Consider the following 16,883-nt stretch of genomic DNA (forward strand, 5'->3'; position numbering starts at 1 on the left):
GTCCTTAGCTCAGCTGGATAGAGTACCTGGCTACGAACCAGGCGGTCGGAGGTTCGAATCCTCCAGGACGCGCCACTCATTGAAACAGCCTCGCAATTGCGAGGCTTTTTTGTATCTAGACATCTGAAATATGGCGTAGGATCACTAGAGCCTATGTTCCTCTTTTTTAAAAGCGAATATGTGCGTATCTAAGCAATTTGCTATCAAGCTTCTGTCGCATCGTGTGAAATCATCCTGATTATCCCTCCTATACACTGACTTCCATTTTTCATTTCAATTACTCTTATGTAGTTACTTTGTTTGTTATTTGTTTATTAATTGTTAATTTTATTCATCTTTTTGTTTTTGTTGGTTTTTACTGCGTGAGTACCGATTTGATTTTGAAATCTAAATCGCAGTTTTTATTTATGTCCTCCTTTACTCTGTTCATAAGGTGGTAGCGATTTGAAGTGATTATTTTGTCATGAACTGTGATCTGGGTAGTGAATAAATAATCATTTATCAGGATTACTACAAACCTTCCTTAAACAAAATTGACAAAATTTAACCAATCGAGATAATCCATGGGTCGGGATTTGACACTATTAAAGTCCTGCACGTTGTCAGGATGACAAAGAAAGGAAGCAACATGACTAATATAGGAAGCCTGCTAGTAGATGCGGCCACCCTGATGCTAACGGGGATGGCGGTCGTATTTATTTTCCTCACTATTCTTGTTTATCTCGTTCGGTTAATGTCGAAATTGGTACCAGAAGAAGTACCAGAGCCGATCGCAGCACCAAAAACAAACACTAATATTCAATCAACCTCTTCAGCTGTTAGTCCACAAGTAGTGGCGGCGATCTCGGCTGCGATTCATAAACATCGCGCCTCATTCGCGAAGTAGCCGAACTAGGATTAAAAAGGAGTTTAAGAGCATGTCTAAACCACTAGCTATTACTGATGTGGTCCTTCGTGATGCCCATCAATCACTATTTGCTACGCGTATGCGTATTGAGGATATGCTGCCTATCGCAGCTGAGTTGGATAAGGTTGGTTACTGGTCTCTAGAGACTTGGGGTGGTGCAACATTTGATTCTTGTATTCGATTCTTAGGGGAAGACCCTTGGGAGCGTTTACGTGAACTAAAAAAAGCGATGCCTAATACACCAATGCAAATGCTACTGCGTGGTCAAAACCTTTTAGGATACCGCCATTATGCCGACGACGTAGTAGAGAAGTTTGTTGAACGCGCGCATGCTAACGGCATGGATGTATTCCGTATTTTTGATGCAATGAATGACGTGCGAAACTTCCAGAAAGCCGTTAAAGCAACGGTTGATGTTGGTGCGCATGCTCAAGGTACGTTGTCTTACACTACGAGCCCAGTGCATAACGCAGACACTTGGGTTGACTTGGCAAAACGCCTAGAGGATTTAGGTTGTCATTCGCTGTGTATTAAAGATATGTCTGGCTTACTTAAGCCTTATGAAGCGGAAGAGCTTATCACGCGTATCAAAGCGTCTTGTGATGTGCCATTGGCACTTCATTGTCATGCAACAACGGGGCTGTCTACAGCAACAGCGGTAAAAGCAGTAGAAGCCGGTATTGATATTCTCGATACTGCGATTTCTTCAATGAGTTGTACTTACGGTCATACACCGACTGAAACGGTAGTCGCTATGCTAGAAGGCACCGAGCGAGATACCAATTTGAAACTCGAGCAACTGGAACCTATCGCCGCATATTTCCGTGAGGTACGTAAGAAGTATGCGAAGTGGGAAGGCCAGTTAAAAGGAGTCGATTCACGCATCCTGATTGCTCAAGTGCCTGGTGGTATGTTGACCAATATGGAAGGCCAGTTGAAAGAGCAGGGCGCTGCGGATCGCATTGATGAAGTATTAGAAGAGATCCCTCGTGTACGTGAAGATCTTGGTTTCATTCCATTGGTGACTCCAACTTCACAGATCGTCGGTACGCAAGCGGTGATTAACGTTCTTACTGGCGAGCGCTATAAGAGTATTACCAAGGAAACCGCTGGCCTATTGAAAGGTGAGTACGGTCAAGCGCCAGCCGAGTTAAATGCAGAACTGCAAGCGAAAGTGCTTGATGGTAAAGAGCCAATTACCTGTCGTCCTGCCGATTTACTTGAGCCTGAAATGGAGACGCTTACGGTTGATCTGATGGAGAAAGCGAAATCAGAAGGCATTAAGCTAGCAAGTGAGCGTGTTGATGACGTACTCACTTATGCACTTTTCCCTCAAGTTGGGCTTAAGTTCCTTAAGAATCGTGAAAACCCAGAAGCATTTGAGCCTGCACCAACGCTAGAGGCTGAGAAGCCTGCTGTACCTGTAGCTCAACCAGCAACTGGTGGTGTAGAAACTTATAGTGTACGTGTTGACGGGCAGGTGTATGAGGTGGAAGTTGGCCCTCAAGGTGAACTGACATCTGTTGCTCCTTCTAATGCACCGGCAAAATCGGCTACACCTAGCGCACCTTCTAATGCTTCAGCAGAAGCGGTACCTGCTCCTCTTGCAGGTAACATCTTCAAAGTGAATGTTCAACCTGGTGCTGAGGTAGCTGAAGGCGATGTATTGCTCATCCTTGAAGCGATGAAAATGGAAACTGAAGTACGAGCGGCGCGTGGTGGTGTGGTTCAAGAGCTGAACGTTAAAGAAGGCGATGCTGTCACAGTAGGTGCGCCTCTGTTGAGCCTGGCGTAAGGGAGTATCATGGACGGATTGTTAACCCTTTGGGCAGAAACAGGGATCGCTAACTTCGAGTTCGGCCAAATCTGTATGATGCTGGTTGGTTGTACCTTGCTGTTTTTGGCAATTAAAAAAGGATTTGAACCTTTACTGTTATTGCCGATTGGTTTCGGTGCTATTTTGGCGAATATTCCAAATGCTGGCTTTACTGAGCCTGGTGGCTTGCTCTACTACGTTTACTACATTGGGATTGAATCGGGTGTGTTCCCGCTATTGATCTTCATGGGTGTGGGCGCGATGACTGACTTTGGTGCTTTGATCGCAAACCCAAAAACGTTGTGGTTAGGTGCGGCTGCGCAGTTTGGTATTTTTGCAACACTGTTTGGCGCTATTTTGCTCAACTATGTACCTGGCATGGAGTTCTCCATGGCAGATGCTTCGTCTATCGCGATCATCGGTGGTGCTGATGGGCCAACAGCGATTTTCTTAGCGAGTAAGCTCTCTCCAGATCTGCTAGGTGCGATTGCAGTCGCGGCATACAGCTATATGGCATTGGTGCCGATCATCCAGCCACCAATCATGAAAGCACTGACAACCAAGGAAGAGCGTCAAATCAAGATGGCTCAGCTTCGTCATGTTGGTAAATGGGAGAAAGTCATCTTCCCGCTTGCTGTATTACTGATGACGATTCTGTTCTTACCTTCAGCTACGCCATTGGTTGGTATGTTCTGTTTGGGTAACTTGATGCGTGAAGCTGGTGTGGTCGATCGTTTATCGAAAACTGCTCAAAATGAATTGATCAACATAGTGACTATCTTTTTAGGTCTTGGTGTTGGTTCTAAGCTGCAAGCTGAGCAGTTCTTGAACCTAGAAACGTTAGGTATCTTGGGGTTAGGCGCAGTTGCATTTAGTATCGGTACTGGTGCGGGCGTCCTGATGGCGAAACTGCTTAACAAGTTCTCGAAAGAAGACATCAACCCACTTATTGGTGCGGCTGGCGTTTCTGCGGTACCAATGGCCGCGCGAGTCGTAAACAAAGTTGGTTTACAAGCTAACCCGCAAAACTTTTTGTTAATGCATGCGATGGGACCAAACGTTGCTGGTGTGCTGGGTTCAGCCGTTGCGGCTGGTATATTGTTAGCACTTGTTGGTTAGACATTATTGAAAATGGAATGATCAACCAATTTACAAAATCACGATTAACTTAGGTTAACAAAATGGTTTATAGTCAAAGGGATGCTTTCGCATCCCTTTTTGTTTTCTTGCAGGGAATGGTTTATGGAACACAAACAGATCGTTATCACTGAGTTTGGTGATGCCAACGTACTCGCGATTCAACATGCTTCTACACCATCACCACAGCCTGGTGAAGTCTTAGTAAAAGTCGCTTTTTCAGGCGTAAATCCTATTGATGTCAAAACTCGAGCTGGGCTCGGTTGGGCAGCAGCGCAGAATAAGGATAATTTACCTTGGGTGCCAGGTTACGACATCTCAGGAAAAGTGATGTCTTGTGGAGAGGGGGCATCACGTTTTAATGAAGGTGATGAGGTGGCTGGATTTATTGGTTTCCCAGTTCGAGGCGGTGGTTACAGTCAATACATATGTGTTCCAGAAACTGAGTTAAGTCATGTTCCTAGCTCCGTAACTTTGGAGGCAGCTGCTGCATTACCGTTGGCGGGACAAACTGCGGCACAAGCTCTCAGTAAGGCTAATGTGACGGAAAACGATCGCGTACTTATCCTCGCTGGAGCCGGTGGTGTTGGACACCTCGCGGTACAAATTGCGATCGCGACGAAAGCGGAAGTCTTTACCACCTGCAGTGAACGAAATTTAGATTACCTTGCGACGCTCGGTGCTCATGCAGTGAACTATCAATTTGCACCAGTGTCAGAACGTGTTGAAGATGTTGATGTTTTGATTGATTTAGTAGGCGGAGATGCTGCGTTAGATGCGCTTAAATGCCTGAAAGACAATGCGAGAGTCATCACCGTTCCAACCATCACAGCTGAGCTGATTTGTGAAAAAGCCAAACTCCTAGGCTTTGAGGCTAGTGGCATGTTGGTTGAACCAGACCCTGCGCAGTTAGATACCTTGTTGTACATGGTGGGCGTTGGCTTACTGAAGACTGAAATTCATCAGGTTTATCCTATGAGTGATGTCATTGGTGCTCACCAGCAGGTCGAATCAGGAAGAACCAGAGGCAAGGTGTTGCTTGATATGACATGCTAGAAGCATTTAACACGAGTTTTGAAAGTTTAGCGCTTTGGTTTTCAGATTCAGCATTATGGGTGCTTTTCATGACCGGTTTTCTCAGTGCCACGTTGTTGCCTGGTGGTTCTGAGGCGGGCTTAGTTGCCACTCTCTCATTAAATCAATACTCCGTTTCTTCAATTGTTATGGTCGCTACTATCGGTAATACGCTTGGTGGCTTAACAAATTATTGGCTTGGCTTGTGGATTCCCAACAAAGCACAAGAGGAAAAGCACGGTCATACCGCATTAAAGTGGCTCTCTAAGTATGGCTATTGGGGGTTATTTTTTAGTTGGTTACCTGTAATAGGAGACCCGCTGTGTTTAGCCGCAGGGTGGCTAAGAATGAAGTTTCTGCCTTGCGTGATTTTAATATTTTTAGGAAAGGCTGCTAGGTATAGCTTACTTGCGGCCATCTATCTCGGATTATTTTAAGGAAAGTACATGAAGATGTTTTGGGTTGGCGCGTGTTCACTGTTGGTGATCACGGGCTGTGCATCAAATACGCCAGTTTCATCACTGCCGAAAGGGGTAACTTTCGTTGAGTCATCGAAAGCTGAAGAAGGCAAAGTTAAGATTCCATACCAAAAGTATAAACTCGATAATGGTTTAACGGTGATCTTAGCTCCTGAAGATTCTGACCCATTGGTCCATGTGGATGTGACTTACCATGTTGGTTCAGCTCGTGAAGAAGTGGGTAAGTCTGGTTTTGCGCATTTCTTTGAGCACATGATGTTCCAAGGCTCAGAGAACGTTGGTGACCAAGAGCACTTCAGAATCATCACAGAGGCTGGCGGCACGTTAAATGGTACAACAAACCGCGATCGTACTAACTACTTTGAAACTGTCCCTGCTAACCAGCTCGAGAAAATGCTGTGGTTAGAGTCTGACCGTATGGGCTTTTTGTTGGATGCGGTTTCTCAACGCAAATTTGAAATTCAGCGTTCTACTGTAAAAAATGAGCGAGCTCAGCGTTACGATAATCGTCCTTATGGCTTAATTTGGGAGCGCATGTCCGAAGCGCTATATCCTGAAGGTCATCCGTATTCGTGGCAAACCATTGGTTATGTTGAAGATCTTGATCGTGTTGATGTGAACGATCTCAAAGCGTTTTTCTTGCGTTGGTATGCCCCAAACAATGCGACTATCACGATCGGTGGTGACTTAGACGTTGAACAAACTCTAGAGTGGGTAAATAAGTACTTCGGTTCGATTCCTCGTGGTCCTGAGGTTGAAAATGCGCCGAAACAACCTGCAAAACTGCAAGAAGATAAATACATCACTCTAGAAGATCGTATTCAACAACCTATGGTGATGATCGCGTGGCCAACAACCTACAACGGCGAAGAAAGCCAAGCGTCTCTCGATACATTATCAGAAGTATTGGGTGGCGGTACCAACAGCGTGCTCTATCAAGACCTAGTGAAGACTCAAAAAGCGGTCGATGCTGGTTCATTCCATGACTGTGCTGAACTGGCGTGTAACTTTTACGTTTACGCAATGGGTGATTCTGGAGACAAAGGCGACCTATCAAAACTGTACGACGAGCTTTTACAATCACTAAATCAGTTTGCGGAAAAAGGCGTGACAGAAGATCGCCTTGAGCAGTTGAAGGGTAAAGCGGAAGCGGATGCTATTTTTGCGCTAGAAAGCGTTAAAGGTAAAGTGACTCAGTTGGCTTCCAACGAGACATTTTTCGGCGATCCTGATCGTCTTGAGCAACAGCTTGAACAAATCCGTGCAGTTACGCCGACTTCGGTAGAAAAAGCGTATACGGACTTTATCCAAGGTAAGAACAAAGTGACCCTAAGCGTGGTCCCAAAAGGAAAAACAGACCTTGTCGTAAAACCTGCGACTTTTGTGACGCCAAAGCGTACGCTGCCAGAATATGAGAAGATTTCCGATGACCAATTGGCGTATCGTCGTGCGACCGATAACTTCGATCGCTCAGTGCAACCGCCAGTAGGAGAACCAGTGAAAGCGACGATGCCAGAGCTGTACGAGTTACATTTCAAGAATGGCTCAGAGCTGCTTGGTGCAGTTAGCGACGAAACGCCGACGGTGATGATGCAATTTAGTCTACCTGCAGGGACACGTTTTGTTGAAAAGGGTAAAGAAGGTCTTGCCCAATTGACCGCTGCGATGTTGCAAGAAGGTACAACGAAACGCAGTGTCGAAGAGATTCAAGCTGAGCTTGATAAACTGGGTAGTGTTATCTCTGTTAATGCCACAGGTTATACAACAAACATCAGTGTTTCTGCTCTAGAAAAGAACTTAGAGCCGACGTTAAAAATTGTCGAAGAGATGTTGCTGTCTCCTGCATTTAATCAAGATGATTTCGAGCGTGTAAAAATGCAAGCGCTAGAAGGCCTATTATATGAGCACCAAAATCCAAGTTGGATGGCGTCACAAGCGAGTCGCCAGGTGCTCTATGGGGATTCGGTTTTTGCTCGACCAAAAGACGGCACGCAAGCAGGTGTCAGTGCATTAACGTTGGATGATGTCCGTGAATTCTACTCGAAGCATTACACGCCACAAAGTGCGCAAATCGTAGTTGTTGGTGACATTGATCAACAGGAAATTGAACAGCAACTGAAGTTCTGGAAAAACTGGCAGGATGAAGCTGCGCCATTGTATGCACCGCAAAGCATTGCTGCATTAGGTGAGCAAAAGATCCATCTTGTTGATAAACCAGGAGCGCCGCAAAGTGTGGTCATGATGGTTCGTCAAGGTATGCCTTACGACGCAACGGGCGATTTTTACCTAAGCCAACTGGCAAACTTCAACTTAGCTGGGAACTTCAATAGCCGCATTAACCAAAATCTACGTGAAGACAAGGGTTACACATACGGTGCTTACGGCTATTTCTCTGGTAATCCAGAAACAGGCTCGGTGGTTTTCACCGCGCAAGTACGAGCGGATGCAACGGTTGCTTCGATCATTGAGATGGAAAATGAGCTAAATGAATACTCGCAGTCAGGTATTACTGATGAAGAGATGAAATTTATGCGTCAAGCGGTCGGTCAAAAAGATGCACTGAAATATGAAACGCCAACACAAAAAGCGGAGCTCATCAGTGATATTCTTAAGTACAACCTCGATCATGATTACTTGCAGCAAAGAAACGCTATCGTAGAAAAAGTTGATAAGCAGACGTTGAATGCGCTGGCTCAGAAATGGTTTGATCCAAATGACTATCAAATTATCGTCGTTGGTGATGCTAAATCGTTGCGTCCTCAATTAGAAAAGTTGGGGAAAGACGTAGAAGAGCTTGAAATCATTCGATAGAGTACACATTTAATAGCGGAGAAACGTTTCTCCGCTATTCATCTAGATAAGCAACTTTTCGTGGGTTATTTATCTAGATGCATTAACTATCAATAACTTAGCTTACACTTGTGTTATGTGACAAGTGTCCTGCTCCCAATATAAGCGAACCTCATTTTGACTGATTTTGCTGCGCGACTAAAAAAAGTTGCATCAAACCCCGAAGTATTTAAGCAGTTTGGACGCGGTGTTGAGCGAGAAACTTTGCGCTATCGTCAGGATGGACATCTAGCTACAACTCCTCATCCTGAAGGGTTAGGCTCTGCGTTCACAAATCAATGGATCACAACGGATTTTTCGGAATCATTGTTAGAGTTCATTACGCCTGTGTCACATGAAATTCCAGAACTGATGGCACAGCTGAAAGATATCCATCATTTCACTCAAACCAAAATGGGTGAAGAGAAAATGTGGCCACTATCAATGCCTTGCTACGTAGGCTCAGAGGATGATATTCAGTTAGCCCAGTATGGCTCTTCGAATGCAGCGAAAATGAAAACGCTGTACCGAGAAGGCCTAAAGCGTCGCTATGGCAGCCTGATGCAAATTATTTCAGGTGTCCATTTTAACTTCTCGTTTCCTGAAACATTTTGGGATGCGCTCTATGGCGAGCAAGATGAACAAGCCCGCCAAGATGCTAAGTCTGATGCGTACTTTGCGTTGATCCGTAATTACTACCGCTTTGGCTGGATGATTCCCTACTTCTTTGGTGCATCACCAGCGTTATGTGGCTCTTTTATTCAAGGTCGTGAAACCGATCTGCCATTCGAGAAGATTGGCGGGACATTATATTTGCCGAAGTCGACGTCTTTGCGTTTGAGCGATCTTGGCTATACCAATAGTGCTCAAAGTGTACTGAAAATTGGTTTTAACAGCATTGACCAATACCTCGATGGTTTGAGTGATGCGATTCGCCACCCATCAGAAGAGTTTGCGAAAATTGGGGTAAAAGTGGATGGTGAATACCGCCAGCTTAATTCCAATATCTTACAAATTGAGAATGAACTGTACGCTCCGATTCGTCCAAAACGTGTATCGAAAAGTGGTGAGAAGCCTTCAGATGCGTTACGACGCGGTGGTGTCGAATACATTGAAGTTCGTTCTCTAGATGTTAACCCATTCAGCGCAGTGGGCTTAAATGAAGAGCAAGTACGATTCTTGGATCTCTTCCTTACCTGGGCGGCCTTGTCAGACTCAGACCCTATGGATAACTGTGAATTAGAGTGTTGGCGCGATAACTGGAATAAAGTCATTGTTTCTGGCCGAGAAAAAGGTCTAATGCTGCAAATTGGTTGTCAAGGTGAACGTCTATCTCTACAAGATTGGGCACACCGAGTTTTCGTCGAGTTACGTCAAATAGCACAGCAAATGGATATGACCGCTGGTGGCAGTGCATACCAAGATGTGTGTAATCAACTCGAGACATGGATTGATAACCCAGAACTAACGATCTCTGGTCAACTATTAGAGCTAACGAAAGATCTAGGTGGGCTAGGTAAAGTCGGCTGCACTCTTGGTATGAAGTACCGTGATGAAAACCTAGCGCACGGTTATCAGTACTACTCACAAGATACGATGGAAACGGAAGTAGCGTCGTCCGTGGAAAAACAAAAGCAAGCAGAGCAGAGTGACACGCTTTCTTTTGATGATTTTTTGGAAGATTACTTTGCTTACCTGAAGCAGTAATGACTAACTAAGGATTGGTGGGGTTGAACATTAAGTCGTTAGTAGTAGCGGTACTTGGAAGCGTGTTACTTGCAGGTTGTGCTACGGCACCGCCAAAGCAGCAGAATAACTTATGCGAGATATTCCGAGAGAAATCCGGTTGGTACGATGATGCCAAAGATATGGAAGCTGAATGGGGGACCCCTATTCATGTCGCTATGGCCATCATTAAACAAGAAAGCAGCTTTCAGCACGATGCAAAACCACCTAAAGATTATTTGCTAGGGTTTATTCCTTGGGGACGAGTCAGCAGTGCGTATGGTTACGCTCAAGCTCAAGACCCTGCTTGGGAAGACTTCCAAGATGCGACAGGTCAGGGTGGCTCTCGTACCAACTTCGATGATTCTATGATGTTTGTCGGTTGGTACACTCATGAAACACGGCGTCAGCTAGGGATTTCATTATGGGATCCCTATAACCAGTATCTGGCTTATCATGAAGGGCGAGGTGGGTATAAGCGAGGCACTTATAATCGAAAACCTAGTTTAATCAAAGTCGCTCGACGTGTTGAACAAACAGCGAAAACTTATGGCTGGCAGCTGAAGCAATGTCGTCAGGAATTAGAAGACAACAGCAGCTGGTTCTTTTAGCCCACAGTCTGTTCATGTGCTGTAGGGATGAATGACATTTATCCATTACCGAAAGGTACTGGAGTTACAATCAGGAGAGATGTAATGCCTTTACTCGATAGTTTTACCGTGGACCACACTCGTATGAATGCACCGGCAGTGCGAGTGGCGAAAACCATGCAGACCCCAAAAGGGGATACGATTACTGTTTTCGATTTACGCTTTACTGCGCCAAACAAAGACATTCTTTCTGAAAAAGGTATTCACACCCTAGAGCACCTTTATGCAGGCTTTATGCGTAATCACCTAAACGGTGATTCTGTTGAGATCATCGATATTTCGCCTATGGGTTGCCGCACAGGTTTTTACATGAGCCTGATTGGCACACCATCAGAGCGGCAAGTCGCAGATGCTTGGATTGCAGCAATGGAAGATGTGCTGAAGGTAGAAAGTCAGAATAAGATCCCTGAACTTAACGAATACCAATGCGGCACGGCAGCAATGCACTCTTTAAAAGAAGCACAACAGATCGCAAAGAACATTTTGGATGCTGGTGTTTCGGTGAACAAAAATGATGAACTTGCTTTGCCTGAGTCGATGTTAAAAGAGTTGCGCATCGACTAGGTGCTCATTAAGAAGCATATTGCCCCAATAAGTAAAAAAGCCTGACATGAGTCAGGCTTTTCTTTTGGTTATTTGGATGTCGATTTTTTCTTCTTCGGATAAACACGAACGAGCTTGATTCGGTTCTCTTCAATCTCAACAAGTTCCATTGGGTGACCCGCTACTCTCACGCTTAAATGGCTCTCTGGAATATCTTCCAGGTGCTCCAAAATAAGACCGTTTAACGTTCTTGGGCCATCCGTTGGTAAATCCCATTTCAGGCCTTTGTTAATATCTCGAATATTGGTGCTGCCTTCAATAAGAAAGCTTCCGTCACCTTGAGGACTGATTTCATCAGAGAGGCTTGGAGAAATTGACGTCGTGAACTCACCAATGATCTCTTCCAGAATATCTTCAAGAGTGATTAGACCGATGATATCACCGTACTCATCCACGATCAGACCGATACGTTGCTTGTTGCGTTGGAATTTCAACATTTGCACGTTCAGTGGTGTGCCTTCTGGGATGTAATAGACCTCATCAGCAGCACGTAATAGCGTTTCTTTGTTGAATTCGTTCTTTTCCAACATCAGACGATAAGCTTCACGCAAGCGCAGCATGCCAACCACTTCATCAATTTGGTCACGATAGAAAACTATGCGTCCATGTGGTGAGTGTGTTAGCTGGCGAACAATGGATTTCCAGTCGTCGTTAATATCAATACCGGTAATTTCATTGCGTGGGACCATAATGTCGTTCACGGTGACGTGCTCAAGATCTAAAATAGACACTAGCATGTCTTGGTGTCGGCGAGGGATCAAACCGCCAGCTTCATTTACCACCGTACGCAGCTCATCGGAGCTAAGATGATCTTCTGCTGAGTGATCCGCTCTTACACCAAGTAAGCGGATAAAGCCATTCGTAATAAAGTTAACAAGCATCACTAAAGGCGACAGTAGCTTCATCAGTATGGTCAATAATATACTGCTCGCGTAGGACACACGTTCAGGGTAAAGCGCTGCAATTGTTTTAGGGGTAACCTCGGCAAAAACCAATACAACCATAGTTAGTGCACCGGTTGCGATAGCGACACCTAAATCACCATACAAACGCATACCAATAATGGTCGCGATAGCAGACGCGAGAATATTAACGAGGTTGTTGCCGATAAGAATAAGACCAATCAAACGATCTGGACGGTCTAATAGTCTTTCGACTCGCTTAGCACCCTTATGCCCGTTTTTGGCTAAGTGTTTTAAGCGATAACGATTCAGAGACATCATCCCTGTTTCTGAACCGGAAAAGTAACCTGATATGACGATAAGACACGCGAGTAGCGCAAACAAGATACCCGTAGAGATGTCGTCCAAAACGTTGCTGTTCCTTGTAAGTATTGGGTTATATAACGGTTGAGTAAGTCCGTTAAGTCAAAGAGTTAAGGCGTACTGTATTTTATCTAGCCTAAAATATAAAGGATAGGAGCCCTAGAGCTCCTTAATTCAAGATGATTTCTTTTACAAAGCGACTGCCAAAATATGCCAGAGTTAACAGTGTTGCTCCTGCAACAGCGAACCATGTGACTTTTCTACCACGCCAGCCTTTTTGATAGTGACCCCAAAGTAGTATTGAGTACACCACCCAAGCGATGAAAGAAAGAATGCCCTTATGTGCCTTACCTTGGGCAAACATATCCTGCACAAAGACAAAGCCAGTAATGAGCGTGGCAGTTAACAATAAGTTACCGATCAAAATAATTTTGAAGAGTTGACGCTCCACCATTAATAGAGGCGGCAGGTTTGGGTTAATCGCCAAAGATTTTTTTGCTTTCAGTTTGTGATCCAGCCAAGCCAACTGAAGCGCATAGAGTGCCCCGATAGTTAAAGTCGCGTATGAGAAGAGCGCAAATGAAATATGAATGAGTAGCTTAGGGTCATTCTCTAGATGCTTGATAAACGTGCTTGGCAAAAATGTGGCAGCAGATAAATTGATGGCAGCAAAGCTATAAACGACAGGCAATAAAAACCACAGTCGGTTTTTCAACATAGCAAGGCTCATGACCAGAGAAATAATAAAACTGATCAAAGAAGCCACGTTGAGAATACTCAGGTTTTGACCTGAACCATCAAAAATCAGATCACTCAAAATCCACGCATGAAAAACAAGCGCACAGGCAGCACTAGCAAACACTGTTTTTGCTTTGATTCCTGACTGTTGTGAGAGTCCGGGTATGATGGTCGCAATCGCCAAGACATAAAGTATGGCGGCCGCGATGGCTATTAAGCTATCCATGAATCCTAAATATTATTGTGCACGATGGAGAAATTATACCTTGCATTACACTTTGGGGCTACGTTATATCCGACATCAATCGTGAGAGATGAGATATTGAAATTAATAAGTTACCGCACCATATATAAATAGAGACAAGAATAGGACAGCGGTACGGGTATGACTCAGACCTTGGCTAATGTATACTCACACTAATTAATCGCCATTTTAGCGAAGAGACAAAGATGTTTGAGAATTTAACGGATCGATTATCCAAAACGCTGAAAAATATCAGTGGTAAAGGTCGTCTGACCGAAGACAACATTAAAGAAACCCTACGTGAAGTCCGAATGGCTCTACTTGAAGCTGACGTTGCGCTTCCGGTCGTTCGTGAATTTGTGAACCGCGTTAAAGAAAAAGCGGTGGGCGTAGAAGTTTCTAAATCTCTGACTCCAGGTCAGGAATTTATCAAGATCGTTCAAACAGAACTTGAAGCCGTAATGGGTGAGTCGAATGAGGCGCTAAACCTTGCTGCTCAACCACCTGCTGTGCTTCTTATGGCTGGTCTACAAGGTGCGGGTAAAACCACATCGGTAGGTAAGTTATCTAAGCTTCTAAAAGAACGTGACAAGAAGAAAGTCTTGGTTGTGTCTGCCGACGTTTACCGTCCTGCGGCAATCAAGCAGCTTGAAACACTGGCATCAGACATCGGTGTTGACTTCTTCCCATCATCACCAGACCAAAAGCCTATTGATATCGCCAATGCAGCGATTGACCATGCGAAGAAAAAATTCTACGACGTATTGATTGTCGATACCGCAGGTCGTTTGGCAATTGATGAAGAGATGATGGGGGAGATCAAAGATCTTCACGCAGCTATCAACCCAGTAGAAACGCTATTTGTTGTTGACGCCATGACGGGTCAAGACGCAGCAAATACAGCAAAAGCCTTTGGCGATGCGCTACCTCTTACCGGTGTAGTTCTAACTAAGGTTGATGGTGATGCTCGTGGTGGTGCGGCACTTTCAGTACGCCATGTCACGGGCAAACCAATCAAATTCTTGGGTGTCGGTGAAAAAACTGACGCGCTAGAACCGTTCCACCCAGATCGTGTTGCTTCACGTATTCTTGGCATGGGTGACGTTCTGTCTTTGATTGAAGACCTACAACGCAACGTTGACCAAGAAAAGGCAGAAAAGTTAGCGAAGAAGTTCAAAGAGAAGAAAGGTTTCGACCTTGAAGATTTCCGTGAACAGCTAGGCCAGATGCAAAACATGGGCGGCATGATGGGGATGATGGATAAGCTTCCAGGAATGTCCCAGCTACCAGACAATGTGAAAGACAAAGTCGATGACAAGATGTTCAAACAGATGGAAGCGATCATCAGCTCCATGACAATGAAAGAACGTCAACGCCCAGAAATTATCAAGGGCTCGCGCAAGAAGCGTATCGCGGCTGGTTCTGGTGTGCAGGTTCAAGATGTAAACCGCTTACTAAAACAGTTCACCCAAATGCAGAAAATGATGAAAAAGATGCAAAAAGGTGGCATGAAAGGCATGATGCGCAACATGCAAGGCATGATGGGCGGCATGGGTGGTGGCGGTGGCTTCAACCCATTTGGTCGTTAATTAATCGATCACGCATAGATTCAGGGTGTTAGGTACGTCACAAACTTTAAATTCAATTTATGTTGGTGAAAAAGTAACTAAACTCCTTGCATTGCTCCGGGAGAAGAGTAAAATTCCGGAGCTTTATTTTGGCACGAGACCCCAAACTGTTTAATTTCTTGAATGGTTTTTGGGGTTAATTTTATTTTTGAGAAAGCAAAGAGGACGACATGGTAACCATTCGTTTGGCACGTCACGGCGCTAAAAAGCGTCCATTTTATCAAATCGTAGTAGCGGACAGCCGCAACGCTGCAACTGGCCGTTTCATCGAGAAAGTTGGTTTCTTCAACCCAACTGCTAAAGGTCAAGAAGAAGGTCTACGTCTAGACCTAGACCGCGTTAACCACTGGGTTGGTCAAGGCGCGTCAGTATCTGACCGTGTTGCTAAGCTAGTTAAAGACGCTCAAAAAGCGGCTTAATTTTTTACTTGAAAAGTAGAAACTAGTTTATGTCGATGAAAGGTAAAGAAACAATGAGCAACGAAAAGATTGTTGTAGGCAAGTTTGGTGCTACTTACGGCATTCGTGGTTGGCTTAAGGTTTTTTCCTACACAGACAATGCTGAAAGCATTTTCGATTACAGCCCTTGGTACATTAACCAAAAGGGCAAGTGGGTTGAGTACAAAGTAGAAAGCTGGAAGCGCCATAACAAAGGTATGGTGGCTAAGCTGGAAGGCATGGATGTTCGTGAAGACGCGCATCTAATGACGAACTTTGAAATTGCTATTGACCCTGCGGTACTTCCTGAATTGTCAGAAGATGAGTTCTACTGGCGCGAATTGTTTGGGATGCAAGTTGTAACTACTAAAGGTTACGATCTAGGTGTTGTTACTGACATGCTAGAAACTGGCTCAAACGATGTTCTGGTTGTTAAAGCAAATCTTAAAGATGCTTTCGGGCAGAAGGAACGATTAATCCCGTTCCTTGAAGAGCAAGTGGTCATTAATGTTGATCGCGAAGCTCAACGGATCGAAGTTGACTGGGATCCTGGATTCTAATCTCCAAAATTACAGAGCGAGATAAACATGTGGGTTGGCGTTATTAGCCTTTTTCCAGAAATGTTCCGTTCTGTTACTGATTTTGGAGTAACAGGTCAAGCGGTTAAAAAAGGTCTTTTGTCGATTGAAACTTGGAATCCTAGAGATTTCACTCACGACAAACATCGCACAGTCGATGACCGACCTTACGGTGGTGGCCCTGGTATGTTAATGATGGTTCAGCCTTTGCGCGATGCCATTCATACCGCGAAAGCAGCCTCACCGGGCAAGACGAAAGTCATCTACCTTTCTCCTCAAGGTCGCAAGCTCGACCAGAAAGGAGTGGAAGAACTGGCAACGAATGAGAACTTGCTTCTGATTTGTGGTCGTTATGAAGGGGTAGATGAGCGCATCATTCAATCTGAAGTCGACGAAGAATGGTCGATTGGTGATTTTGTGATGACGGGTGGTGAGATACCAGCCATGACGTTAATCGACGCTGTCTCTCGGTTTGTTCCGGGTGTACTAGGGGATTTCGCGTCAGCAGAAGAAGACTCTTTTGCAAATGGCTTGTTAGATTGCCCTCACTATACGCGTCCAGAAGTATTGGATGACAAAGAGGTACCAGCGGTACTGATGTCAGGCAATCACAAGGATATTCGTCAATGGCGACTCAAGCAGTCGTTGGGCCGTACTTGGCTAAGAAGACCAGAGCTCCTGGAAAACCTAGCTCTGACTGACGAACAGGAACAATTACTTGCTGAGTTTGTTAATGAGCATAAAGCCATTAAAGAACATAACGCAAAGTAACC

Annotated in this window: 15 protein-coding genes; 13 read left to right on the forward strand and 2 right to left on the reverse strand. The window is 44.8% G+C overall.

Annotated elements, in window-relative coordinates:
• Positions 1-628 precede the first annotated feature (628 nt).
• The 9 genes from R7P69_RS17175 (at position 629) to luxS (ending at position 11,181) form a co-directional block, all read left to right on the forward strand.
• Positions 629-886, forward strand: a complete 258-nt coding sequence (locus R7P69_RS17175) for an oxaloacetate decarboxylase subunit gamma (RefSeq protein ID WP_005379932.1) — start codon at positions 629-631, stop codon at positions 884-886.
• Positions 887-917: 31 nt separating this feature from the next.
• A complete protein-coding gene (oadA, locus tag R7P69_RS17180) occupies positions 918-2,702 on the forward strand; it encodes a sodium-extruding oxaloacetate decarboxylase subunit alpha (RefSeq protein WP_017820387.1) in 1,785 nt (594 codons plus the stop codon).
• Between the two features lie 9 nt (positions 2,703-2,711).
• A complete protein-coding gene (locus R7P69_RS17185) occupies positions 2,712-3,842 on the forward strand; it encodes a sodium ion-translocating decarboxylase subunit beta (protein WP_005379935.1) in 1,131 nt (376 codons plus the stop codon).
• 123 nt (positions 3,843-3,965) lie between these two features.
• Complete coding sequence (locus R7P69_RS17190) at positions 3,966-4,916, forward strand: NADP-dependent oxidoreductase (RefSeq protein ID WP_054574809.1); 951 nt, start codon at positions 3,966-3,968, stop codon at positions 4,914-4,916.
• Positions 4,910-5,371 (forward strand): YqaA family protein, encoded by a 462-nt coding sequence (locus R7P69_RS17195; RefSeq protein WP_005379938.1) that lies wholly within the window; start codon positions 4,910-4,912, stop codon positions 5,369-5,371. Before R7P69_RS17190 ends, R7P69_RS17195 begins: the two co-directional genes overlap by 7 nt.
• 9 nt (positions 5,372-5,380) lie before the next feature.
• The gene (locus R7P69_RS17200) at positions 5,381-8,224 is read left to right on the forward strand and encodes a pitrilysin family protein (RefSeq protein WP_318121636.1); all 2,844 of its coding nucleotides are present in this window, start codon (positions 5,381-5,383) and stop codon (positions 8,222-8,224) included.
• Positions 8,225-8,380: 156 nt separating this feature from the next.
• Positions 8,381-9,949, forward strand: a complete 1,569-nt coding sequence (gshA, locus tag R7P69_RS17205) for a glutamate--cysteine ligase (protein WP_054574812.1) — start codon at positions 8,381-8,383, stop codon at positions 9,947-9,949.
• A gap of 23 nt (positions 9,950-9,972) precedes the next feature.
• On the forward strand, positions 9,973-10,578 hold the full coding sequence (locus R7P69_RS17210; protein WP_238952115.1) for a hypothetical protein: 606 nt from the start codon (positions 9,973-9,975) through the stop codon (positions 10,576-10,578).
• A gap of 84 nt (positions 10,579-10,662) precedes the next feature.
• Positions 10,663-11,181, forward strand: a complete 519-nt coding sequence (luxS, locus tag R7P69_RS17215) for an S-ribosylhomocysteine lyase (protein WP_054574813.1) — start codon at positions 10,663-10,665, stop codon at positions 11,179-11,181.
• 68 nt (positions 11,182-11,249) lie between these two features.
• Here luxS and R7P69_RS17220 read toward each other — a convergent pair whose 3' ends face one another.
• Positions 11,250-12,530 carry an HlyC/CorC family transporter gene (locus tag R7P69_RS17220; RefSeq protein WP_005379948.1) on the reverse strand — a complete coding sequence of 427 codons (1,281 nt, stop codon included), beginning with the start codon at positions 12,528-12,530 and terminating at the stop codon, positions 11,250-11,252.
• Positions 12,531-12,654: 124 nt separating this feature from the next.
• The gene (locus tag R7P69_RS17225; protein ID WP_005379950.1) at positions 12,655-13,449 is read right to left on the reverse strand and encodes an inner membrane protein YpjD; all 795 of its coding nucleotides are present in this window, start codon (positions 13,447-13,449) and stop codon (positions 12,655-12,657) included.
• A 224-nt stretch (positions 13,450-13,673) separates the two neighbouring features.
• On the opposite strand from R7P69_RS17225, the gene ffh reads away from it, so the two are divergent.
• The 4 genes from ffh (at position 13,674) to trmD (ending at position 16,881) form a co-directional block, all read left to right on the forward strand.
• On the forward strand, positions 13,674-15,056 hold the full coding sequence (gene ffh / locus R7P69_RS17230) for a signal recognition particle protein (protein WP_005385423.1): 1,383 nt from the start codon (positions 13,674-13,676) through the stop codon (positions 15,054-15,056).
• Positions 15,057-15,265: 209 nt separating this feature from the next.
• Positions 15,266-15,514 carry a 30S ribosomal protein S16 gene (gene rpsP / locus R7P69_RS17235; protein ID WP_005379962.1) on the forward strand — a complete coding sequence of 83 codons (249 nt, stop codon included), beginning with the start codon at positions 15,266-15,268 and terminating at the stop codon, positions 15,512-15,514.
• Positions 15,515-15,543: 29 nt separating this feature from the next.
• Positions 15,544-16,092: a ribosome maturation factor RimM gene (gene rimM / locus R7P69_RS17240; RefSeq protein ID WP_238952114.1), complete on the forward strand. Its 549-nt coding sequence runs from the start codon at positions 15,544-15,546 to the stop codon at positions 16,090-16,092.
• A gap of 27 nt (positions 16,093-16,119) precedes the next feature.
• Complete coding sequence (gene trmD, locus R7P69_RS17245; RefSeq protein WP_017635923.1) at positions 16,120-16,881, forward strand: tRNA (guanosine(37)-N1)-methyltransferase TrmD; 762 nt, start codon at positions 16,120-16,122, stop codon at positions 16,879-16,881.
• The last annotated feature ends 2 nt before the right edge of the window (positions 16,882-16,883 follow it).

It is taken from the genome of Vibrio sp. 661, assembly GCF_033339315.1.
Lineage (GTDB): Bacteria > Pseudomonadota > Gammaproteobacteria > Enterobacterales > Vibrionaceae > Vibrio > Vibrio alginolyticus.